Consider the following 20,724-nt stretch of genomic DNA (forward strand, 5'->3'; position numbering starts at 1 on the left):
TTAAAAAAGAAAGAAGGAACGGATTTTGAAATTCATTTATTACCTGTTGGCTCTCCTCGCCGGAATCGCGCTCAGTATCGAAGGTGCCATCTACGGGGAACTTGGCAACAGCATCGGAAAACTCGAAAGCAGTTTTTATAATTTCTTTGCCGGTACAATCATCATCGGCATCATCACGCTCTTTTTCGGAAAAGGTTCGCTCGGTTATACATTCAAGGCACCCAAATGGACGTTGCTGGGCGGATTACTCGGGAGCATCTATTTAACGATCCTGATCATCAGCATCCCGCTTGTCGGTGTCGGACTCGCCATGATCAGTGTCATCATCGGTCAGATGATTGCCAGCATGGTCATTGAACATAAAGGCTGGCTCGGCAGTCCCCGCGTCGCCATCAACAAAGACAAATTAATCGCATCGGGCCTGATGGTCATTGCGCTATTTTTGATTTTCTAAAGGAGGAAACTTGATGAATATCGCATTACTCGGGATGACACTGCTTGGAGGAATTCTCCTCAGTGCCCAGTCTTCAATCAACGGTGCCTTCGGTCAAAAAGCCGGCGCACTGGAAAGTACATTTTTAACTTTTTTCACAGGGATGCTCCTGCTTGCACTCGCCGTCCTCTTTTTCGGACAAGGAGATGTCCTGTTGATTCTTGACGCCCCCCGCTGGCAGCTCAGTGCCGTCTGGTTTGGTGTCAGCTATCTGTTCCTGACCATTCTCGCTGTTCCGAAAATCGGGGTCACGGCAGCGAGCATCGCAACCGTCATCGGACAGTTATCGGCCGGAATGGTGCTGGATCACTTCGGGACATTCGGTGGCGTCGAAGTGGCGTTTGACCTTAAACGTTTTTCCGGTCTTCTGTTCATGTTGGCCGCCTTGTTCTTTATCTATCGCGGGAACAAGCGACGTGTCGAGGCACCCGCTTCCGACTCGATGGCTTCTTGAGACCATACAAAACCGGGAGTGTCTTCAACTCGAAGGCACTCCCGGTTTTTCGTCTACTTACTTTTTTAAAAAGGCTAATGCATCAACCGCCAGCTGATGGTCGGCTTCCTGTGACAAACCCGATACGGTAATCGTTCCGATGACACCGACTCCTGTGACGCGGATCGGGAATGACCCGCCGGCATCCACATAGTCCGCCGGATCGACGGCATACATCGTATGATACGCACGCTGTTTCGCTTCATTATACAACCGCATGTAGAGTGAGCTGTGTCCGTGCCGGAGGACGACGTTCGATTTTCGCCGGATCCATTCTTCCTGATCGGGTGCCGTCCCGTCCAGTGCTGCATAAAACAACCGTTGTCCGTTCCGTTTCAGCTCGACAGCGACGCTGAGTTGCTCCCGCAAAGCCCGGTCGATGACGTACTGTCCGGCATGCAGTGCATCTTGATTCGTAAACTGACGTAATGTCAGTGTCTCTTCTTGCGCCAACAATTCGGTCAGTTTCATTGATCCCATTCCTTCCGGAAGATTTTGCGTCCCGTCTCACTGCTCAAGCGAACAGCCTCGATGAGTTGCATCGTCTTGAGGGCATCCGTCAAATCAACCGGTACGTCACCCGTCTTCAGCCCTGCAGCAAGCGCTTTGTAAAAACCAAGGTAGTTGCCCGAAAGTGTCGCCAACCGCTCGGCCGGATGATCGGCAATCTTCAGATATCCAAAGTCGGCGGTTTCCTCTTGACCGATTGAGGCATCGACGGCTTGTCCTGACGCAAGGCGCGCTTCCTGCGGATCCATGCCGTATTTAATATAACTTCCGCGTGTGGCGTGCAACTCAAATCGCGGGGGTGATCCTTGGATAAAGGAATTGGACCGCAAGATGACCCGGCGTTTCCCGTAAAATAACGTGATGTGGAATCCGTCATCCGTCTCCGCCCCGTCACGCTGGAATAAGACATCTCCGACCACAGCATCCGGTTCACCGAATAAAGCAAGCGCCTGATCAATCAGGTGGGAACCGAGATCAAACAAAATACCCGAACCCGGTCCCGGCTTTTCACGCCAACGATCCCGGACGACCGGACGATACCGGTCAAACCGTGATTCGAACAATTGCCAATCCCCGATCTCATTCATCTCGATCAATTGTTCCATCGTCAGAAAATCGCCGTCGTACCGCCGGTTTTGATAGACAGCGACACGGACGCCGTGACGCGTCGCGAGACGTTGCAGTTCTATCGCTTCTTCCATCGTCACGACCGCCGGTTTTTCGAGCAGGACATGTTTTTTAGCTTCGATGGCTTGTTTCGCCATCACAAAATGTAAAGCTGTCGGAGTCGTGATGATGACAAGTTCCGTCTGTTCATCTTGTAATGCTTCTTCGAGTGTCCCGATTACCTTTGCTTCCGGGAACACGGTTGCCACTTTATCCTTTTGGCTTGATACGACTTGCCGGACCGTATATTCGGGTAACGATTGAATCAAGGGAGCATGAAACGTTACGGCTGAAAATCCGAATCCGACCAGTGTCGTTTGAATCGTCGTCATGTTTGTTCCTCCTCTGCTATTTCCAGTAAGACAGCGGCTTCGTGCAACCAGGCCTGCCACTGTTCAGGCGGTCGTTCATCCGTAATCAGGACATCGATGTGGTCAAGATCACAGACCTTGTGCAGAAATCGTTTCTCGAACTTCGTATGATCCGCCAGTACAATAATTTCCGCACCACTCCGGATCATCGCCTTTTTCACGATTGCTTCTTCCAGGTTTTCAGCGAATATCCCTTGTTCCGTCAGCCCACATGCACCAAGAAACACACGATCGACCTGATAGTTCAAAATATCATCCGCCGTTTTAATACCGACGAGACTGCGTGCATGCCGGTCCAACTTCCCTCCGGCCACATACAAATCGATTTCCGGACGGGCTTCGAGTTGTTCGACGATTGCCAGTGCATTCGTAATGATTTGGAGTGGTTCTGCCGGCAGATGAACCGTCATCCGGGCAACGGTCGATGCCGCATCAAGAATGATTTTTTGCTGCGGTTGAATATACTGAACAGCACGTTTGGCAATCCGATTTTTTTCCGGCTGTTCGGTCCGCCGGTCGTACTGAACGGTCGTGTTCGTCCCGACACGGATCAAACCGTTTTTGACCCGGATGATTTTTCCTTCCCGCTCCAGTTGAATCAAATCACGCCGGGCCGTATCACGCGAAATGCGGTACGCCTCCATCAACTGATCGAGTGAAATTTCAGGTGCCGTCTTGATCCATTCCCGCATTTGTTGAAGTCGATCCTGTTGCGCCATGTTACCTGTCCTCCCGTTCTTTTTCTTCATTTTAATTTTTTTGATTAAAATATGCAATTTTAACGTAAAATAACTTCAGTGAATTCGGGTAAAGAACGGTATAACCAGGAATTCAAGAGGAGGAATGACACATGCGTACGATTTTCATCACCGGTGCCTCGTCCGGGATTGGTTTCGCGACGGCGACACGTTTTGCTGAAGAAGGATGGACAGTGTATGCCGGTACACGTGAACTGACACCAGCACTGGAACAAGCCGCCTTACCGCATCTGCATTTTCTTGAAGTCGATGTAACTGATCTCGCGAGTCTAAAACAGGCCGTTTCCGTCATCGAACAGGAAGTTGGTCACTTGAATGCTTTATTTTGTAATGCCGGTCAGGGATTGTTACGGGCGCTTGGACAAGCGACGAGTTATGAAATCAATCAATTGTTCGATATCAACGTGTTTGGGGTCATGCGGACGATTGAATGTTGTCTGCCGCTCCTGAAGGCCGCTCCGAACGGCAGTCATCTATTAGCCACCTCGAGCATCAGCGGACTGGTCGGCCAGCCGATGAACGAAATCTATTGTGCCAGCAAGTTTGCACTCGAAGGTTTGTTCGAAAGCCTCGCCACTTACTACAAACCGTTTTTCTCGATCGACGTCACATTAATTGAACCGGCTGCCGTCGAGACGAACTTCACGGCAAACGTCCTCGATCGTTTGGAGCAGACAGGTGGTCTTCATGACGATGATTTCAAACCGATCGTCGAAAGTTATTTACGGACGTACCGCGTCCGACACGCCAAGCGCCAGTCTCCGGAAACGATTGCCGAGTTGATTTTCGAACTCGTCCAAGCCGATGAAAAGCCATTGCGTGTTCGGACGGCACCGGAAGATGAAGCGTTTGTTGCCCATAAAACCGGAAACGATCCGTCCGGTCTTATCGGGACGATCAAAACCCGGCAGCTGACGCTAAATTTAGACTGATTCCCCTTTTCTTCAAAATAAATCAGATTCGTCCTTTTCTTCTTTTTATGAACGGACCGGGCAAGCGATTCTCAAACAAGACAGTATCATGGTCGTCGTCGTTGACCTGGATGGTTTCAAAGGCATCAATGATACGTACGGCCATCAAATCGGCGATGCCTTTTTGATTCACTTAACCCGGTTGCTCGAACAGACCGTTGAACCACTCGGTTTCGCTGCCCGCGTCGGCGGCGATGAATTCTTTTTGCTACTGCAGAATCAAACACCGGACCATGGCATTAGTTTGGATACACTGATTCATCATGCCGATCAGGCCATGTATCATATCAAATACAATGGTAAAAACGGATACCGGATTCATGATACACTCTATTCGGTCCAGCGACCGTCCGAAGGAGGTACACGATGATTTCGATGCTTGCGATTTTTTCACGGTTATTCAAAGGATTACGCCATGCTTTCCAGTTATCATATTTCCGTGGTCTATTGATCCTTTGTCTGTTGACATTGCTGTCCGGAACGATTTTTTACAGCACTCAGGAAAATTTAACCGTCGTCGACGCACTTTATTTTTGTATCACGACGCTTAGTACGGTCGGGCATCCGACGTTTGCTCCTGTCACGACACTCGGGAAAGTCTTTACGATGGCTTATATTACAATCGGATGTGGTTTATTCCTTACGTTGATTGCCACACTCGCCTATGTCTTAATCAAGGAACAGGAAGACTGAAAGGAGATGTCGGGATGCGGCAAGCAGCCATTCAAAATAACTTCGATTGGTGTCGCCTGATTTGTGAACTGAACGGATGTACCGTCACGGAAACACTCGACAGTTGGAAAGCGACAGGTAACGTCCCGCCGCTCTATCCGGAAATGATGGTCCGGGCGCATCAACAGCAGCTCGATCTGACTGGCGTCATGAGTATCAAGGACTGTACCGCCAGCTATGATTTTTCACTTGCGGGACTGACGCATCTGTTCACAGCGGAATGGATCGTCCGTCCGCCGATTCTCGACCGGCGCGCACTGCCGGCAGACTGGACCGTCGTGACGACTTCCGAGGACGCGGCACGTTTCTTCGCCCTCATCGAAACGCATGACTTGCCGGATACGTTATTCGAACGAACAGATGTCCGGCTCTTCTTTTCTGATGCCCAACAGGCCGGTTTCATTGCCTATTCCAACGGTCAAACGACCGGACTGTCGCATCTGACATCCGACTATCTCGATGAACGGTTGTGGGATGACATCATTCGTCTCAGTTCCGCTCACTTTCCGGGACAACACCTCGTCGGCTATGAGTATGGCGACCAATTGATTACGGCACTTGAAGCCGGGTTTGATGATATCGGTCCACTCGCCGTCTGGATGCGTTGAACATGTTCTTTTACTCACGTCCTATTTTTAGGATGTTATGCTATAGGGAAAAGAAAGGAGGTGAAGGCTAACCACATATTCCATATGTCCGTTAGCTGATATACCTATGAAAAGAACTACTTTTTTCACATTGAATACACTGGGAACCAAACGCGGCGGTCTCGTCAAAGCCGTCATCAAGCGGGCGAATACGATTGCGGCTGCCGAACCGGACCGCTCAGTCCACCTCCTGACGCTTGGATTGCAGACACAAATCGACAGCATCCGAGAAGAAATGATACAGCTTGACCTTCTGAATCCGAATGTCCAGGTCACGAACCTGATCCATACATTAGGACAGCAGAAGGCAAACGAAAAGCAGACGAAAACTCGTCTCTTGAAACAACTGAACCGGCAATTCGTCGTCTTTGATGACGCCAGCCGGACAGAAAACGACTCCTATCGTGTTTTCGACAACGGAGTGTACGTTCAGTATCTTCGTTTTGATGCGATGGATCGCCTTCTTTTCATTGATTACTTCTCAGAGACACGTCATCGTCTGAAACGGGAAGAATATTTGGAAAACGGACAACTGTTCCAAATCATTCATTATTCCACGACGACGAACAAACCTGTCTCACGCCAGTTTCTTCACGGTAACGGTACCTGTTATTTAACGCTTTGGCACAAGATGAATTCCGTGGACTGGAGTCATCTGTTCTATTTCGGAAAAAACGAACAGCTCCAATTCAATGACCCTGCTGCTTTTTATACCTTTGCGCTCAATCGTTTGTTGGGGCAATATCCGGCCGTCATGCTGTCGTCCGAATTCCGGGACCGTCTGCCGAACTTACCGAAACAGAATTTAGATGCCGTCGTGCTTAACGTCAATCATCCAAACATCCGAAAAGTTGCGTTTGGACACAGTAACCACTTTGTCTCACCTTTTGATGAAACCGCCACAGTCAGTGGTGTCTGGAATACTTTGTTCAAACGGATTGATGAGTGGAGTGCTGTCATTACAGCGACATCCCGACAGGCCGACCATATGAAACAGCAGTTTGGTCACGCGTCCCTGTTCCATTCCATCCCTCATGCGTTTACGAACACAGCCTCGGGCGAACTTGTTAATCCCGTCAATCCGAATCGGTTTGTCGTCGTATCACGGATTCAAGTCAAAAAAGATGTTGCAGAAAGCGTTCGGGCGATGCGCCGGATCGTCGATCACAATCCAAACGCTTTCCTTGATTTTTATGGGTTTGGTTATAACGACCAACTTGAAAAAGATCTTTTGGCATTGATCAAGGAATTGGCTTTGACCGATCACATCCATTTCAAAGGATTCGTTACTGATATGCGGGAAGCGTATGCCGGTGCCGTCGCCACACTCTTCACTTCACAATCCGAAGGGTTTGGGATGGCGATTCTTGAGAGCATGAGCTATGGTATTCCGGTCATTGCTTACGATATTTGTTACGGTCCGGCGGAAATCATCGAGGACCAGGTGACGGGACGTCTCATTCCTAAACGAGATACGGCTAAGTTCGCCGAAGCCGCAATCGACTTGATGACGCATCCCGATGCCCGACAACTGATGGGATCACGTGCCGCTAAAGCACTTGAACCGTTCTCGGATCAACACTATGAAACGCGTTGGGTGAACTTGTTAGAGACACTTGATGCCCAGACCGACTGATTTCCAGTCGATAAAAAAAGTATCGTTCTGCCGAATCTGTTGAGATCCGGCGAAACGATACTTTTTTTGTGTTACATCAAACGGCTGATAAAGGCTGTCGCAATCCCGAAATAGACGAGCAACGACAGGATATCGTTCAGCGTCGTGATGAGCGGACCGGATGCAATCGCCGGGTCGATGTTCAGACGATGCAAAATCAACGGGATGATCGTTCCCGCAAGCGTTCCGAAAATCAACGTGATAATCAGTGAACTGCCGACGACGAGACCAAGAATCGGATCCCCTTGCCAGACATAGGCGATGATGGCAATCAAGATTCCACATGTCACACCGATGATCAGACCGACACGTAACTCCCGGAGAATCAGCCGGGTGACGACTTTTTTGTCGACCTCACGCGTAATCAAACCACGAACGACGACAGCGAGCGACTGCGTCCCGGTATTTCCGGTCATCCCGGCAATCATCGGCATGAAGAATGCCAACGCGACGACTTTTGACAAGGTTTCCTCAAACTGGCTGATGATTGATCCGGAAACCAGTCCAATGAATAATAACAAAATCAACCACGGCAGACGCCGGGTCGCGGCCACCCAGGGCTTCGTATCAAAATCAATCGATTTACCGGATGCGGATAACTTCTCGATGTCTTCGTTGGCTTCTTCCCGTAAGACGTCGAGGGCATCATCGACCGTAATCAATCCGACGAGGACGTCCCCTTCGACGACCGGCAACGAAACTAAGTCGTAGCGTTCAAACATTTTCGCGACATCTTCCTGATCGGTCTCGGACGAGACGCTGATCACTTTTCGGTCCATGACGTCCGCAATCCGCTCGTCGTTACTCGCGAGAATCAAATCACGGTACGAGATGACGCCGACGAGCTGACTCAGCTGATTGACGACATAGACGTAATTGATTGTCTCCGAGTATTCGATATAGTCCCGCATCTTCTCGATCGTCTCGCCAATCGTCGACTCCTCCGTTACCCAGATGAACCGGTTCGTCATCAGGCGGCCTGCTGTCTCTGCCGGGTACGTCAATAAATTGCGGACGACAAGTGCCTCATCCTGACGCATGCCGGACAACAATCGGTCGACTTCTTCTTTTGGTAATTCTTCCAGTATGTCCGCCAAATCATCATTTTCCATCAAGTCCATCACATGACCGGCATGCTCGACATCAAGGCGTCGTAACACCTCGAGTTGCTGTTCAAGTTCAAGTTCCTCGATGACGTCTGCCAAACGCTCATGATCGAGATAACGGAGGAGCCGTTCTTGCTCCGTCGCACCGAGCTCACCATACCAGTTCGCTAAATCGTATGGATAGACTTCTTCAATCACTTGCTGCGCATCTTCACGCCGCTCTTTTACCAATGCCTCAAGTAACAGCAACTTCCATTGTTGTTCCTCTGACTGACTCATCCTCTCACCCCCGCGTTTTTCTCCTCTTCCATCTTAGCACGATGTTTTCAAAAGCACTTCTACGAAAGCAGTTGACATTTATTTCGTCTCACCTTAAAATTTGCCTAAAGGAAACATTATTAGTTCGTAGAACAATATATGCGATAAGGCAATCTCTTTTTTTAGAGTTTTTCTTTCCCTAAGGAAACATTTGTTTTCACACTAAAATTCAAGCAGTTGAAAGGAGTGTCTTCACATGTACGCAATAGAAGTAGAACAATTAAACGTTTCGTATTTCGAAAACATCGCCTTAGAAAAAGTGTCGGTTCGCTTCACGCCGGGTCAACTCATTGGAATCATCGGTCCGAACGGTGCCGGGAAATCAACCTTCATCAAAGCAATCATGGGCTTGATTCCGGCAGAAGCAACTACGATCCGTTTGCTTGGTCAATCGATGAAAGAGGCTCGGACGCAGGTCGCTTATGTCCCGCAACGCAGTGCGATCGATTGGGATTTTCCGATCCGCGTCATCGATGCCGTTCTGATCGGCTGTTTTCCACAACTTGGTCTATTCAAGCGTCCGACGAAGCACCATCGGATGCATGCCCGCTCCTGCCTCGAACGGGTCAGGATGCTCGATTACGCTGACCGTCAAATCGGGGAACTGTCCGGCGGTCAACAACAACGTGTCTTTTTGGCCCGTGCCTTAGCGCAGGAAGCCCACCTGTTATTGCTCGACGAACCGTTCGTCGGCGTTGATGCCGGCAGTGAAGGAGTCATCATCGACTTGTTACGCACGTTGCGTGAGGAAGGAAAGACAATCATCGTCGTCCACCACGACTTAAGTAAGGCGGCCGATTACTTTGATACACTGTTACTCCTCAATCGACGGGTCATTTCAGTAGGTCCGCCAACCGATGTCCTGCAGCCGCATATCATCGAAGGCGCATACGGCAATCCGCTTGCCTTCCTTCAGAAAGTGGAGGTTTCGTCATGAATGTCCTTGATTTCATTCAAGCTTTGACCGAATATGATTTTCTCCAGAAAGCACTTGTGACGTCCGTTATGGTCGGCATCATCTGTGGTGTCATCGGCTGCTTCATCATTTTACGCGGGATGTCGCTGATGGGGGACGCGATCTCCCATGCTGTCCTGCCGGGTGTCGCCATCTCGTACCTGCTTGGGATTAACTTCTTCATCGGCGCCGTCGCGACCGGTCTTCTGACCGCACTCGGGATCGGTTTCGTCAGTCAAAACAGCCGGATTAAAAATGACACGGCCATCGGCATTTTATTTACGTCAGCCTTTGCGCTCGGGATCATCCTGATTTCTTTTTTACGCAGCAGCAGCGACCTGTACCATATTCTGTTCGGAAACGTCCTTGCCGTCCGTCCAAGCGATATGTGGATGACGCTCGCCATCGGTCTGATTGTCCTTGGGGCAATTTTTCTATTCTACAAAGAATTGCTTGTCACCTCATTTGATCCGACGATGGCAGCAGCATATGGTCTGTCGACCCGATTAATTCATTACCTGCTGATGACGATGTTGACGCTCGTCACGGTCGCATCGCTTCAGACAGTCGGTATCATTCTCGTCGTCGCGATGTTGATTACACCGGCGGCGACCGCCTATCTGTTAACGAACCGGTTGTCGCGGATGATTTTTCTGTCTGCCGGTCTCGGGACGATTTCTTCCGTCGTCGGTCTATACTTCAGCTTCACCTATAACCTGTCGTCCGGAGCCTCGATCGTTTTGGTCGCGACCGCCTTGTTTGCGCTGGTCTTCATCTTCTCACCGCGCCACGGATTGCTCCGGAAATGGAAATTACCGAAAAAGGAGCTCACGCCATGACCTTCAAACGATTCATCCCCTTAGCCGGTCTCGCCGTTTTGCTGGCCGGCTGTTCTACCGATTCTGCCGACGACGGCAAAATACAAGTCGTTACGACCTATTCGATTTTAGAAGACATGACCCGGGTCGTCGGCGGTGAACACGTCGACGTCCACAGCATGGTCAAGATCGGCAAAAATCCGCACGAATACGAGCCGTTGCCAACCGATGTCCGGAAGATGGCGGATGCCGATGTCGTCTTTTACAACGGTCTGAATCTCGAAGCCGGCGGATCCTGGTTCAATAAACTCCGCTCGAGTACGAATAAGGACGAGAAGGATGCTCCGGTCTATGCTTTAAGTAAAGGGGTCGAACCAAAGTATTTGACGGCAGCCGGAAAGGAACAGGAAACCGACCCGCATGCCTGGCTCGATCTCAGCAATGGCATCCAATACGTTGAAAATGTCAAAGACGCATTGATTAAAGAAGACCCGGCGAACAAAGCGGATTATGAGAAAAATGCGTCGGCTTATGTTAAAGAACTGCAAACACTCGACATGAAAGCAAAAGAACGCTTTACTGCGATACCGGATGCCGAACGTCATCTGATTACGAGTGAAGGCGCCTTTAAATATTTCAGCTCTGCCTATGATTTTAAAGCGGATTATATTTGGGAAATCAATTCCGATAACCAAGGGACGCCCGACCAAGTCCGGCGGATTGTTGATTTAATCAAACAACAGGACATTCCGGTGCTGTTCGTCGAAACGAGTGTCGACCGGCGCAGCATGGAGACGGTCTCCCGTGAAACCGGCATTCCGATCGGCGGAACCCTCTACACCGATTCCCTCGGGGCAAAAGGAACAGACGCCTCAACATACTTGACGATGATGGAAACGAACTTCGAGACAATCGAACAACAGTTAACGCGATAAGAACTGTCATCGAATCGCCATTACCTCCTTACCTACCGTTGAACCTTCCACCGTATACTAAGGAAAGAATCAACGAGTGATGGAGGAATGAAGATGCCTGGAAAAACCGGATGGATGATCATGACACTGTCGGCGACGCTTGCCCTCGGTGCGTGCGGACAGACGGAACAAAAGAGTGCGCCGCATACTGACCACGAGGCCCATGCGACGCACACAAGTGCCGATCAGCTGGAACAGACGACGTCGCCGGCGATTGCACCGGCGTTCTTAAAAGAAACGGATTCTTCGATTCAGACGATTTACCTGTCTGTCGCCAAACATCAGGATCTGTTGGAAAAGATGCCGTGTTATTGCGGGTGCGGGGAATCGGCCGGACACACGAGTAACTATGATTGCTTCATCGCTGATCAAACAGCAGATGGAAAAACGACTTGGACGACACACGGCATTACGTGCGGAACGTGTCTCGATATCGCCGCCCAATCAATCGTCGCTTACCAACAAGATACTCCGGTCAAACAAATCCGTGCTGACATTGATGCGGCCTATGCAAAGACGGGTGCCAAGCCGACACCGACAACGGCCCTCTAAATCAAAAAGCTGCTTCGACATCACGTCGAGGCAGCTTTCTTTGGAGTAAAGACTTATCCTTGTCGGCGAGCCGTCGCATGGAGAACAAACGGTTTACCGGACAGCAATTCCTCCAGCTGATAATACGTATGTGCCCGAAGCGGTTGACTTGTCCGCGGAAGATGCCGTAATTCATAAGCGATTTCGAGCAGATAAAATTTGTATGTCTCGGCCTCGTCAAACCCGAAACTATTTTTTCGGGCTTCCATATAACCAATCAAACGCTGTTGTTGCTCAAGCGACAGGCGCTGGACTTGCGGAGCAACCGATTCGCTCGGACGGAGAACCAGTTCCCGTTCTGTTCGGTACAACCGGTTCATGACCCCTCGTTCCCGTCGAAGCGCAATCAATTTCGCCGGTTGATACGAACGGGGATAGGGATGCGCATGGACTAAATACTGTTCAATGATCGATTGTGTCGGGGCAGCCGGAAAAGAAATGACATCATGCATACAATTCGACTCCTTTTAATAAGATCTACACTCTGCATTCTACTACAAATTTCCAATTCAACGCATGGACCTTACAGGAAGGAAACAGGTTTTCTAATTTTGGACGGGTTTCGTTTTTCATGACGCGTGGAAAACTTCAAAAGATACTTATCTCTGAAAGGATGTTTTGTCATGCAACAGATGAAAGCCATTGGATTCCACAAACATTTACCGATTACGGAAGCCGACAGTCTGATTGATCTTGAAATCGAACGTCCCGTCGCAAAAGGACACGATCTGCTAGTCGAAATTAAAGCCGTTTCCGTCAATCCGGTCGATACGAAAGTCCGGGCTAAGGGCGCGGACGAACAGGAACCGAAAATCATCGGCTATGATGCAGCCGGCGTCGTCGTTGAAGTCGGTGATCACGCCTCCCTCTTTTCCGTCGGGGATGAAGTCTACTACGCCGGTGCCATCAATCGTCCCGGTTCCAACAGTGAATTCCAGCTCGTCGACGAACGGATTGTTGCGAAGAAGCCGGAACGTTTGACGTTCAGCGAGGCGGCGGCGCTTCCCCTCACTGCTTTGACGGCTTACGAAGCTTTAACTGACCGGATGCATATCACGTTTGATGCCAAATCAAATCTCGAGAAGACGATTCTAATCATCGGTGCAGCAGGCGGTGTCGGATCGATCGCGACACAACTTGCGAACCATGCCGGCCTGACCGTCATCGGGACCGCTTCCCGTCCGGAAACGATTGACTGGGCGAAAGCACACGGCGCCCATCATACGATTAACCACCACAAAAATTTCCGGGAACAACTCGAACAACTCGGTTATTCGTACGTCGACTACATTTTTTGTCTGAATGCGACCGATCAGCATTTTGATGCGATGGTCGATGTCATCACACCGCAAGGGACCATCTGCAGTATCGTCGAGACGGAGCAGGCACTCAATCTCAGCGCTTTGCAACAAAAGAGTGCCACTTTCGCCTGGGAGTTCATGTTCACCCGCTCCCTGTTCGGGACACCGGACATGATTCGCCAACATGAAATTCTGACCCGCATCGCGACTTGGCTCGAGGAAGAAACACTTGAGACGACTCTCACTCAGACGTTGATCGGACTGAATGCAGAGAATTTAAAAGAAGCCCACCGTCTCGTCGGAAGTGGCAAGACGATTGGTAAGATTGTCGTCGAACAGCATTAATCTAAAAAAACAGGACGTTCTTCTCGAAAAGAGAAAGAACATCCTGTTTTTCGATTATCTGCTTTTTTGACGTTTCATTGAAAAGACGATGGCAGCAAGCAATGACAGGAGTCCTCCCGCCCAGCCGATGACCGGTGCGTACTGAAATGTATCGCGCAGCAACATTCCTCCGATAATGAGGATGGCAGCATCCGCTGCGAACAGCACCGCTAAAAATCGATAATTCATCCTTCTTCTCCCCTTTCATTTCAAAATGTTAATACTTCTGCATTCTTCCTGCCAAAGGACATCTGCCCTTCAACTTCTTAATCCTTACCCTTGATTTAGCACTTTCTGGTATGAATTTCTTGTATTTAAGATAATTTTCTAATAACACTGTATTTCTGAGTCTAAAAAATGTACGATTACGGTAAGAAATAAGTATAGTAATTACATCTATGTTCAATACGGAACGCTGAAGCAAAGGGGCATCCACAATCATATGAAAAAATGGTTCAATCAAAAAATCAGCCGGCAAATCATGTCCGCTTTTTACCTTATACTGATCACGTTATCAGTCTCTTCGATTGCCGCTTACTTTTATACGAATCATCAGGTGATGAGCGCCAAGAAAAGTCTCGATGCGATCAGTGAACGGCAGGAACGGGCGACGTCCTTATGGGACGATTGGCAGTCCTTACAATATGAAATGCGCGGATATATCGTCTTCGGTGATGACGCCGTTCTTGAAACCATTAATGAAAAAAAATCATCTCTTGAACAGCAAACCAAATGGTTCGAGAAAAACGGAAAATATCAAGCGGATCAGATTTACGCGTCTGATGTCCGCTCCCTGTACACGTCCTACACGACATTCGTCATGCCGAGCCTGATTAAATATGTCAAAGCCAAACAGGACGGTACCGTGGACGAAACGTTTTTACAGATGCCGAGTTTAAAATCGATGATGCCGCAGGTCAAGCGGGATCCGAACCGGAAGTTCAAGATGAATGCATCGAACAGTGAAACGATGCGCAAAAGCGTTAATACGATGGAGAGTGTCTTCACCAGTTACCGGATGAGTCTCCAGGCGAAAGAAGAAATGGCAAAAGAGAAACTGATCAAACAAACGAAATACGCGGAGTGGATTTGGCTCATCAATCTGTTGGTCCTGTTCCTTGTCATTCTGTTGATCATTCGACCGTTCATCGCACGGACGACACGTCAAATCCAGCTCCTCAGTAAAGAAAGTAAACTGCTTGCCCAAGGGCAACATACCGCACCGCTGATTCCCATGAATCGGACCGATGAAATCGGTGAGCTCAGCAAATCTTTTCATCAAATGGCGACGGCCCTGACCGACAATAAACACCGGTTGATGTCATCCAATGATAATTTAGAACAAGCGTTGCGAATCACTTTACGGAACGAAGCACACTTGAAAATCCGGAATCAGCTGACGGAAACTCTTGCTTCCCGTGACACAGTCACCGCTTATCCGGCCGTCATCGAAAAGATGGTCGAGATTACCGATTCAACGAACGGTTCCTTGATCTTTAAGGAAGGAACAACGGTGACGAATATCATTTCCTACGGTCTGACGGAACAAGAACAAGACGATTTAATTGCGACGATCGAACCTGTCATCCGTCGAGCACGAAAGGATAAAGTCCCGCACACCACTCAGTTTGCCCAACGCGCGATTGCCGTCACACCGGTTCTTGATGCCAGCACCGATGAGATCATTGCCTATATCTACCTGATGCGCCTCCATCATCCATTTGACCCGCAGGAACAAGAGGAGCTTGCTGCCTTTGCACGTCAGCTGGCCTTATCGTTACTCCGGATGCGGACGTTTGACGAGATTGGACGGGAACGGGAAAAAACGGCCCGCTTGCTGAACTCGATTCGCGAATCGATTGTCTACATCGAACCCGACGGACCGATTCAATTAATCAATCGTCCGTTACTCGATTTATTCGATCATCCATCTGCCGTCGACTCGAAAGCAGAATGGTTGATTGAAATCGATGACTCGATCACCTATCTGAAAAATCGAGTGGATCAGCTCTCTGAATTCGAACGATATCTGCACCAAACATTCATTAATCGTGAAACCGGAGAAGGTATTACCTTTTCGATCGATCGTGAAAAACGTTTCATCAAGACATACTCGGAAGAAATCCATTACGGCGGAAAATTCCGCGGGATTCTTCTCGTTTTACGTGATGTGACGAATGAAGTCGAAATTGACCGAATTAAAAACGAACTCGTTTCAACAATTTCCCATGAATTACGGACACCGCTCTCTTCGATTTATGGATTCACCGAGTTGATGATTCAACGGGATCTCCCTCCACATCGTCAAAAAAAATATCTGAAAGCGGTCCATTCGGAAACCGAACGACTGTCATTGTTAATCAATGACTTCCTCGACCTGCAACGGATGGAAGCCAACCGTCAGCAGTACACATTCGAACCGTTTGATCTACTCGCGATGCTGAAGGATTTGAAGCAACTTCATAGTCTTTCATCTTCTACACATACTATTCGCATCTTGACTGACGTTTCGTCGCTCTTGATTGAGGCCGATACGAAAAAGATTCGTCAGCTGTTTGGAAACTTGATTAACAATGCGATTAAGTATTCTCCAGCAGGCGGCTCAATTGAAGTTCGTTTAACGGAACACACTAATCGGGTAACCATCGCGATTACCGATCACGGAATCGGAATTCCCGCTTCCGCGATGAGCGAACTGTTCCAAAAGTTTTATCGTGTCGATAATTCGGATACCCGAAAAATCGGTGGAACAGGACTCGGGTTATCGATTTGTCGCGAGATCGCCCGTGCCCATGATGGCGAAATTCATGTCGAATCAATCGAAGGACAAGGTTCGACGTTCACGGTCGACTTACCGCTTAATCCGACACCACCGTTATAACAACAAACCGCGCCAGTTCCCTTCCGGAACGGCGCGGTTTTTGCTTATCCTTTAATACGGCTTGCGATATCGACCGTCCGTTTCGCCTGGTGACGAACAGCAGGTTCAACCGATTCGACCATGTTTCCGTCCTGATCGACAGTGACCGTCGTTCCGTACGGGTTTCCGCCTGCTGCGAACAGGACCGGATCCGAATAGCCTGGTGCTGCGACAATCGCGCCCCAGTGGAACATTGATGTATAGACAGCAAGGACGGTCGCTTCCTGACCACCGTGCGGATTTTGTGCAGACGACATCGCACTGACGACTTTATTGACGAGTTTCCCTTGTCCCCAAAGTCCGCCTGTCGTATCGAGGAACTGCTGGAACTGACCCGGAACATGTCCGTAACGGGTCGGAACACTGAAGATGATCGCGTCCGCCCAGTCGAGCAGATCCGGTGTCGCTTCCTCGACGTCGCGTGTCTCATCGGTATGTTTTTGCCAAAGTGGATTCGAGGCAATTGCTTCTGCCGGTGCCGTCTCCTTAATTTTCGCAAGGCGGACTTCAGCGCCGGCCGCTTCTCCTGCTTCTTTCGCCCACGTGGCGAGTTGATGATTGGTTCCGGTCGAACTGTAATAGATGACAGCCAGTTTCACATTAGACATGACTTCGCTCCTTTTTTCAAAAACAGTGACGGACGATGGATGTACATGTCGTCTTTTCCCGATTTTTGGATAAAGTAACGCCTTTCCTTTGAGTTCAAGAGAATTTTATACTTCTTGTGTCACGAGCCATTTGAACCAGCGACCATGTCCGTCCGTCTCGGCAATCGTCTGTTCCGTCAACACACCGTCGATGTAGGCATCGAGATGCAGGTAACGGTCCTGGACGTTGTTGTAGACGTGATAGAGATTACGCGTCCTCCCGATTTCCCCGACGACCTGTAGCAATTCTTTTTTGACTGCGAGCGGCATCTGATTCGCGACATGCGTATGGAAAATACAGAGGATACTATCGTCCGGTGTCTGTGCTGCATAGAGCGGCAACAACTTCACTCCGTCCCCTTCGACGAGTTCCAGCGCGGACTCTTCTACGTAACGCGCTGCCGCCTCGAACATCTCGAGCCGTTCCCGGTGCTCCGTCCAAATCAGTGCTTTCAGCCACAACTGTTCATCGGCATCATGTAAGTCGACGATGTTCAGATCGAGTCCGATCCGGCTTGCGACCGGCGGCGGCGTTTGTGCCACGACCGGCGTTTCCGTTCCTTCGATGACCGACGTCAAGTGCAGACGCGATGCCGGGTTCCCGACGACTTCCCCGTTTCCGTACGCGTAGCTGTATTGATCAAACAGCAGCTGTAAGCCGGCACTCGTCCCGATCTCAAGTAGAGCGAGCGGTCTCTGTGTCTGTTGATGAATCTGACTGAATACCGGATAGAGATACGTACAGCGCCGAACTTCATTCGTTTGGACCAGACGATGTGCCAGGAGCGGAATCAACTCGGCTTCATATGTCGCGCAAAATGACTGAAAATCGGCAAAGGCATCTGTAAACGGTTTTGGTCGTTCATTCACGCTTGGATAATACGCGGCGAGCGGATGACCGACGCCTTTTAACAACAGATAATGGACGGCACCAAATAACAGGTTCGGAACCGGCTGACCGTCACGTGCGTGTTGGCATAATGCGAGAATTTCCGGGTTTTTCGCAATCTCGAGTGATAAGTATTCGTATAACGGACTGGAGTCGCGGCACTCCCGTTCCGCAAACGTTTGAAAACGTTGTGCGAGTTCTGTTTCTGTCATGTGTAGTTCCCCCTTTGTACGTTCCCTGTTGTATTCCCCAAATTATTCCAAAGACCTGTTTTCTCTACAAAAAACACCTCCACCCATAAGCGGAAGTGTTTCAGTTCTTACTTTTCTTCTTTTTTCTTCAGGATATCCGTCACGACTTCATTCAGTTTCTGTTTGAAGACCGGTCCGAAACTTTCAGCATATGAATTCGTCATATGACTGATATCACGATAGATGACGACATTCCCGATGACCGGACGGAATTCGCCGTTGACGCGGAAGTAATCCGTCAAGTCGAGTTTGTAGAGCGACTTATTCGTTTGCTCGAAGTTTTTCCAATACGCTTCATCACGCTGGTTGACTTCGGCATTCATCTTCTTCGTCGTCTCTTCGATGCTCGTCGTCTCGAGCGACTCGAGGACGTTGAAGCTGTAACGCGGATTATCCCGCAGTGCCAGACCGTCGATGCCGTACTCGTCTTTGACGTATTGCATTTGATCGACCATCTGTTGGTGAATCTTATCTTTCGTCGCATCCGCCGCCGTGACGTGCGAGATGATCAGATCGACATCGGCATCCTTCAAATAGTCGAGGACGTTTTGATTCCAGATGCCTTTTAGGACGTTATCGTCGTAGCCGGTCGAGAAGCGTGTCCCGGAACGGGTGATGTTCAAGACCCGGTACTTCTCACCTTTTGCGGCTTCATGAATCGCTCCGAACCATTGCTCCGAGTGCGAACTGCCGACGAGGGCAATCGTTGCGATATAGTTTTTCGTTTCGCCGTATTCGCCGACTTTGACATCACTTTTGCTCAGTCCCTGATTACTGCCGTCGGTGTGGACGAGCGGCAGGTCATCAAAGACGTTGGCATAGGACGGAAACGGATCGCGCTCCGGCGTTTGATCCGGATTCTTGACCGCCATCGCTCCCGGATAATCGTTTGCGCTGACACCCTTCTTTAATTCCTGCTCTTCGAAATACTTGAGTCCGATCAGTGAACCGATCAACAACACGTTGATACTCATCATGATGCCGAGCTTCTTGAAAGCGGACCGGTCGACTGTTGCACTGCGGATCGGTTTCTCAATAAATTCCGTCATCAGGTACGACAGAAGAATCGCCGACAGGATGATGGCAGTTCCTACCAGGAAGCCCGGTGTCTGCTGGACGTTGTACCGATAAAACTCCAGCAGGACCCAGTGCCAAAGGTAAATCCCGAACGCAATGCCTCCGAGTTTGACCATCGGCTTTGATCCGAGGAAACGTTTGATGCCGAACGTCGTGTCGCGTGTTCCGGACAGGACGATGAACAACGCACATGTCATCGGCCACAAGGCGATGTAGCCCGGGAACATTTGCGAGACGTTAAAGAGAATCCCGGTCAGGACAAGACCTATTAATCCGAGCCAGCCCATCAAAGTCGCCATCCATTTCGGAACATGGATCGACGACAGGTTGATGCAAAGCAGGCTGCCCAACGCAAATTCCCAAACGCGCGTCATCGTGATGAAATACGCCCACGGCTGGTTGACTTCCGTTAAATAAATCGAATAGCTTAACGATGTGACGAACAACACTCCTAAAATCGTATTGATCATCGGTTTGACGTTTTTAATCGTATACTTTTTGACCATCCATAAGATGAATGAGAACAGAATAAACCAAATCATATAGAACTGACCTTGAATCGACAGTGCCCAGAAATGTTCGACCGGCGATTTCATCTGACTCGCATCCAGATAATCCGTACTCGAGATGGCGAGTTGCCAGTTTTGATAGAAGAACATCGAGGCGACGACTTCACGAATCGTTTTCTCTAAAATCGATTGCGGCAGTAAAAATGAACTGAGAACGAGGACGACGGCTAAAATGAACAGGACCGACGGCAGTAACCGTTTAATCAGTTTCGTGACGTACGGCAAAAAGCGGAATTCACCGGTCCGGTTAATCGTCGAGATAATCGACGTCGTGATCAGGAATCCGGAGATGACGAAGAACACATCGACACCGCCCGATACGCGGTTGAACCAGATATGATAGACTGCGACCAGTAAGGCAGCAACGACACGCAACCCTTCGATTTCAGGCCGGAACTGGCTTTTGGTGTTAATGAGTTTTTGTTGCGGCACTTCTTTTTGATTCAGTTGATTCATTTTACATTAGCTCCTATACTTTTTGATTCATGACGGGACGACTGAAATTGAAAAAATTCCCTCAAACATTAAATACGCACCAATTCATCCTAATGTAAATTACTTATAAAATCTATAACATTCCTATTATTTCGATGTTTCTTTTCTCCTTC

At 49.3% G+C, this 20,724-nt stretch carries 21 protein-coding genes and 1 pseudogene; 13 read left to right on the forward strand and 9 right to left on the reverse strand.

The genetic code is table 11. The annotated features are described in order from the left end of the window. The first annotated feature begins 25 nt into the window (after positions 1-25). On the forward strand, positions 26-454 hold the full coding sequence (locus tag ACP26N_RS14425) for a DMT family transporter (RefSeq protein WP_188004808.1): 429 nt from the start codon (positions 26-28) through the stop codon (positions 452-454). A gap of 13 nt (positions 455-467) precedes the next feature. Beyond that, on the forward strand, positions 468-947 hold the full coding sequence (locus tag ACP26N_RS14430; protein ID WP_188004809.1) for a DMT family transporter: 480 nt from the start codon (positions 468-470) through the stop codon (positions 945-947). Between the two features lie 57 nt (positions 948-1,004). Here the strand turns inward: ACP26N_RS14430 and ACP26N_RS14435 are convergent, their stop codons facing one another. From ACP26N_RS14435 to ACP26N_RS14445, 3 genes are read right to left on the reverse strand one after another with little or no spacing between them, the layout of a single operon-like run. Beyond that, on the reverse strand, positions 1,005-1,457 hold the full coding sequence (locus ACP26N_RS14435) for a heme-degrading domain-containing protein (RefSeq protein WP_188004810.1): 453 nt from the start codon (positions 1,455-1,457) through the stop codon (positions 1,005-1,007). Next, positions 1,454-2,494: a Gfo/Idh/MocA family oxidoreductase gene (locus tag ACP26N_RS14440; RefSeq protein ID WP_131502440.1), complete on the reverse strand. Its 1,041-nt coding sequence runs from the start codon at positions 2,492-2,494 to the stop codon at positions 1,454-1,456. Before ACP26N_RS14440 ends, ACP26N_RS14435 begins: the two co-directional genes overlap by 4 nt. Continuing rightward, positions 2,491-3,252, reverse strand: coding sequence for a DeoR/GlpR family DNA-binding transcription regulator (locus tag ACP26N_RS14445; RefSeq protein ID WP_426354237.1), 762 nt, complete (start codon positions 3,250-3,252; stop codon positions 2,491-2,493). The genes ACP26N_RS14440 and ACP26N_RS14445 overlap by 4 nt, the downstream gene beginning before the upstream one ends. Before the next feature lie 131 nt (positions 3,253-3,383). On the opposite strand from ACP26N_RS14445, the gene ACP26N_RS14450 reads away from it, so the two are divergent. From ACP26N_RS14450 to ACP26N_RS14470, 5 genes and pseudogenes are all read left to right on the forward strand, one after another. Beyond that, on the forward strand, positions 3,384-4,223 hold the full coding sequence (locus ACP26N_RS14450; protein WP_188004813.1) for an SDR family NAD(P)-dependent oxidoreductase: 840 nt from the start codon (positions 3,384-3,386) through the stop codon (positions 4,221-4,223). 55 nt (positions 4,224-4,278) lie between these two features. Next, positions 4,279-4,632 (forward strand): annotated as a pseudogene (locus ACP26N_RS14455) (GGDEF domain-containing protein); the annotation flags it as partial. Continuing rightward, entirely contained in the window at positions 4,629-4,955 is a 327-nt protein-coding gene (locus ACP26N_RS14460) for a potassium channel family protein (RefSeq protein WP_014971462.1), read from the forward strand. The pseudogene ACP26N_RS14455 and the gene ACP26N_RS14460, both read left to right, overlap by 4 nt. A 14-nt stretch (positions 4,956-4,969) precedes the next feature. Continuing rightward, positions 4,970-5,602 (forward strand): hypothetical protein, encoded by a 633-nt coding sequence (locus tag ACP26N_RS14465; RefSeq protein ID WP_131502443.1) that lies wholly within the window; start codon positions 4,970-4,972, stop codon positions 5,600-5,602. Positions 5,603-5,708: 106 nt separating this feature from the next. Next, positions 5,709-7,277 (forward strand): glycosyltransferase, encoded by a 1,569-nt coding sequence (locus tag ACP26N_RS14470; RefSeq protein WP_426354239.1) that lies wholly within the window; start codon positions 5,709-5,711, stop codon positions 7,275-7,277. Between the two features lie 71 nt (positions 7,278-7,348). On the opposite strand, the gene mgtE is transcribed toward ACP26N_RS14470, so the two are convergent. Further along, positions 7,349-8,701 (reverse strand): magnesium transporter, encoded by a 1,353-nt coding sequence (gene mgtE / locus ACP26N_RS14475; protein WP_131502445.1) that lies wholly within the window; start codon positions 8,699-8,701, stop codon positions 7,349-7,351. Between the two features lie 235 nt (positions 8,702-8,936). On the opposite strand from mgtE, the gene ACP26N_RS14480 reads away from it, so the two are divergent. The 4 genes from ACP26N_RS14480 (at position 8,937) to ACP26N_RS14495 (ending at position 12,039) form a co-directional block, all read left to right on the forward strand. After that, positions 8,937-9,677, forward strand: a complete 741-nt coding sequence (locus tag ACP26N_RS14480) for a metal ABC transporter ATP-binding protein (protein ID WP_426354241.1) — start codon at positions 8,937-8,939, stop codon at positions 9,675-9,677. Further along, a complete protein-coding gene (locus ACP26N_RS14485; protein WP_131502447.1) occupies positions 9,674-10,534 on the forward strand; it encodes a metal ABC transporter permease in 861 nt (286 codons plus the stop codon). Before ACP26N_RS14480 ends, ACP26N_RS14485 begins: the two co-directional genes overlap by 4 nt. After that, a complete protein-coding gene (locus ACP26N_RS14490) occupies positions 10,531-11,448 on the forward strand; it encodes a metal ABC transporter substrate-binding protein (RefSeq protein ID WP_131972037.1) in 918 nt (305 codons plus the stop codon). Before ACP26N_RS14485 ends, ACP26N_RS14490 begins: the two co-directional genes overlap by 4 nt. A gap of 93 nt (positions 11,449-11,541) precedes the next feature. Next, a complete protein-coding gene (locus tag ACP26N_RS14495) occupies positions 11,542-12,039 on the forward strand; it encodes a PCYCGC motif-containing (lipo)protein (RefSeq protein WP_131502449.1) in 498 nt (165 codons plus the stop codon). 53 nt (positions 12,040-12,092) lie between these two features. Here ACP26N_RS14495 and ACP26N_RS14500 read toward each other — a convergent pair whose 3' ends face one another. After that, positions 12,093-12,530, reverse strand: a complete 438-nt coding sequence (locus ACP26N_RS14500; RefSeq protein WP_131502450.1) for a hypothetical protein — start codon at positions 12,528-12,530, stop codon at positions 12,093-12,095. A 180-nt stretch (positions 12,531-12,710) separates the two neighbouring features. On the opposite strand from ACP26N_RS14500, the gene ACP26N_RS14505 reads away from it, so the two are divergent. Then, positions 12,711-13,724, forward strand: coding sequence for a zinc-binding alcohol dehydrogenase family protein (locus tag ACP26N_RS14505; protein WP_426355420.1), 1,014 nt, complete (start codon positions 12,711-12,713; stop codon positions 13,722-13,724). Between the two features lie 54 nt (positions 13,725-13,778). Here ACP26N_RS14505 and ACP26N_RS14510 read toward each other — a convergent pair whose 3' ends face one another. Then, positions 13,779-13,952 carry a hypothetical protein gene (locus ACP26N_RS14510; RefSeq protein WP_188004817.1) on the reverse strand — a complete coding sequence of 58 codons (174 nt, stop codon included), beginning with the start codon at positions 13,950-13,952 and terminating at the stop codon, positions 13,779-13,781. 253 nt (positions 13,953-14,205) lie between these two features. On the opposite strand from ACP26N_RS14510, the gene ACP26N_RS14515 reads away from it, so the two are divergent. Further along, the gene (locus ACP26N_RS14515) at positions 14,206-16,644 is read left to right on the forward strand and encodes an ATP-binding protein (RefSeq protein ID WP_426354244.1); all 2,439 of its coding nucleotides are present in this window, start codon (positions 14,206-14,208) and stop codon (positions 16,642-16,644) included. A gap of 44 nt (positions 16,645-16,688) precedes the next feature. Here the strand turns inward: ACP26N_RS14515 and wrbA are convergent, their stop codons facing one another. The 3 genes from wrbA to ACP26N_RS14530 all read right to left on the reverse strand — a co-directional run bounded on the left by wrbA (position 16,689) and on the right by ACP26N_RS14530 (position 20,572). Continuing rightward, positions 16,689-17,291, reverse strand: a complete 603-nt coding sequence (gene wrbA, locus ACP26N_RS14520) for an NAD(P)H:quinone oxidoreductase (protein WP_426354245.1) — start codon at positions 17,289-17,291, stop codon at positions 16,689-16,691. A 105-nt stretch (positions 17,292-17,396) separates the two neighbouring features. Further along, positions 17,397-18,431 carry a DUF2332 domain-containing protein gene (locus ACP26N_RS14525; protein WP_426354246.1) on the reverse strand — a complete coding sequence of 345 codons (1,035 nt, stop codon included), beginning with the start codon at positions 18,429-18,431 and terminating at the stop codon, positions 17,397-17,399. Between the two features lie 107 nt (positions 18,432-18,538). After that, positions 18,539-20,572, reverse strand: coding sequence for an acyltransferase family protein (locus ACP26N_RS14530; protein ID WP_426354247.1), 2,034 nt, complete (start codon positions 20,570-20,572; stop codon positions 18,539-18,541). Positions 20,573-20,724 lie beyond the last annotated feature (152 nt).

Source organism: Exiguobacterium sp. R-39 (assembly GCF_049942815.1).
Lineage (GTDB): Bacteria > Bacillota > Bacilli > Exiguobacteriales > Exiguobacteriaceae > Exiguobacterium_A.

Coding starts and splice junctions, on each gene's coding strand:
- ACP26N_RS14510 (WP_188004817.1), bottom strand. CDS start 13,952: ATGAATTATCGATTTTTAGCGGTGCTGTTCGCAGCGGATGCTGCCATC.
- ACP26N_RS14525 (WP_426354246.1), bottom strand. CDS start 18,431: ATGACAGAAACAGAACTCGCACAACGTTTTCAAACGTTTGCGGAACGG.
- ACP26N_RS14470 (WP_426354239.1), top strand. CDS start 5,709: ATGAAAAGAACTACTTTTTTCACATTGAATACACTGGGAACCAAACGC.
- ACP26N_RS14445 (WP_426354237.1), bottom strand. CDS start 3,252: ATGGCGCAACAGGATCGACTTCAACAAATGCGGGAATGGATCAAGACG.
- ACP26N_RS14450 (WP_188004813.1), top strand. CDS start 3,384: ATGCGTACGATTTTCATCACCGGTGCCTCGTCCGGGATTGGTTTCGCG.
- ACP26N_RS14515 (WP_426354244.1), top strand. CDS start 14,206: ATGAAAAAATGGTTCAATCAAAAAATCAGCCGGCAAATCATGTCCGCT.
- ACP26N_RS14495 (WP_131502449.1), top strand. CDS start 11,542: ATGCCTGGAAAAACCGGATGGATGATCATGACACTGTCGGCGACGCTT.
- ACP26N_RS14485 (WP_131502447.1), top strand. CDS start 9,674: ATGAATGTCCTTGATTTCATTCAAGCTTTGACCGAATATGATTTTCTC.
- ACP26N_RS14505 (WP_426355420.1), top strand. CDS start 12,711: ATGAAAGCCATTGGATTCCACAAACATTTACCGATTACGGAAGCCGAC.
- wrbA (WP_426354245.1), bottom strand. CDS start 17,291: ATGTCTAATGTGAAACTGGCTGTCATCTATTACAGTTCGACCGGAACC.
- ACP26N_RS14500 (WP_131502450.1), bottom strand. CDS start 12,530: ATGCATGATGTCATTTCTTTTCCGGCTGCCCCGACACAATCGATCATT.
- ACP26N_RS14490 (WP_131972037.1), top strand. CDS start 10,531: ATGACCTTCAAACGATTCATCCCCTTAGCCGGTCTCGCCGTTTTGCTG.
- mgtE (WP_131502445.1), bottom strand. CDS start 8,701: ATGAGTCAGTCAGAGGAACAACAATGGAAGTTGCTGTTACTTGAGGCA.
- ACP26N_RS14530 (WP_426354247.1), bottom strand. CDS start 20,572: ATGAATCAACTGAATCAAAAAGAAGTGCCGCAACAAAAACTCATTAAC.
- ACP26N_RS14480 (WP_426354241.1), top strand. CDS start 8,937: ATGTACGCAATAGAAGTAGAACAATTAAACGTTTCGTATTTCGAAAAC.
- ACP26N_RS14465 (WP_131502443.1), top strand. CDS start 4,970: ATGCGGCAAGCAGCCATTCAAAATAACTTCGATTGGTGTCGCCTGATT.
- ACP26N_RS14435 (WP_188004810.1), bottom strand. CDS start 1,457: ATGAAACTGACCGAATTGTTGGCGCAAGAAGAGACACTGACATTACGT.
- ACP26N_RS14430 (WP_188004809.1), top strand. CDS start 468: ATGAATATCGCATTACTCGGGATGACACTGCTTGGAGGAATTCTCCTC.
- ACP26N_RS14440 (WP_131502440.1), bottom strand. CDS start 2,494: ATGACGACGATTCAAACGACACTGGTCGGATTCGGATTTTCAGCCGTA.
- ACP26N_RS14460 (WP_014971462.1), top strand. CDS start 4,629: ATGATTTCGATGCTTGCGATTTTTTCACGGTTATTCAAAGGATTACGC.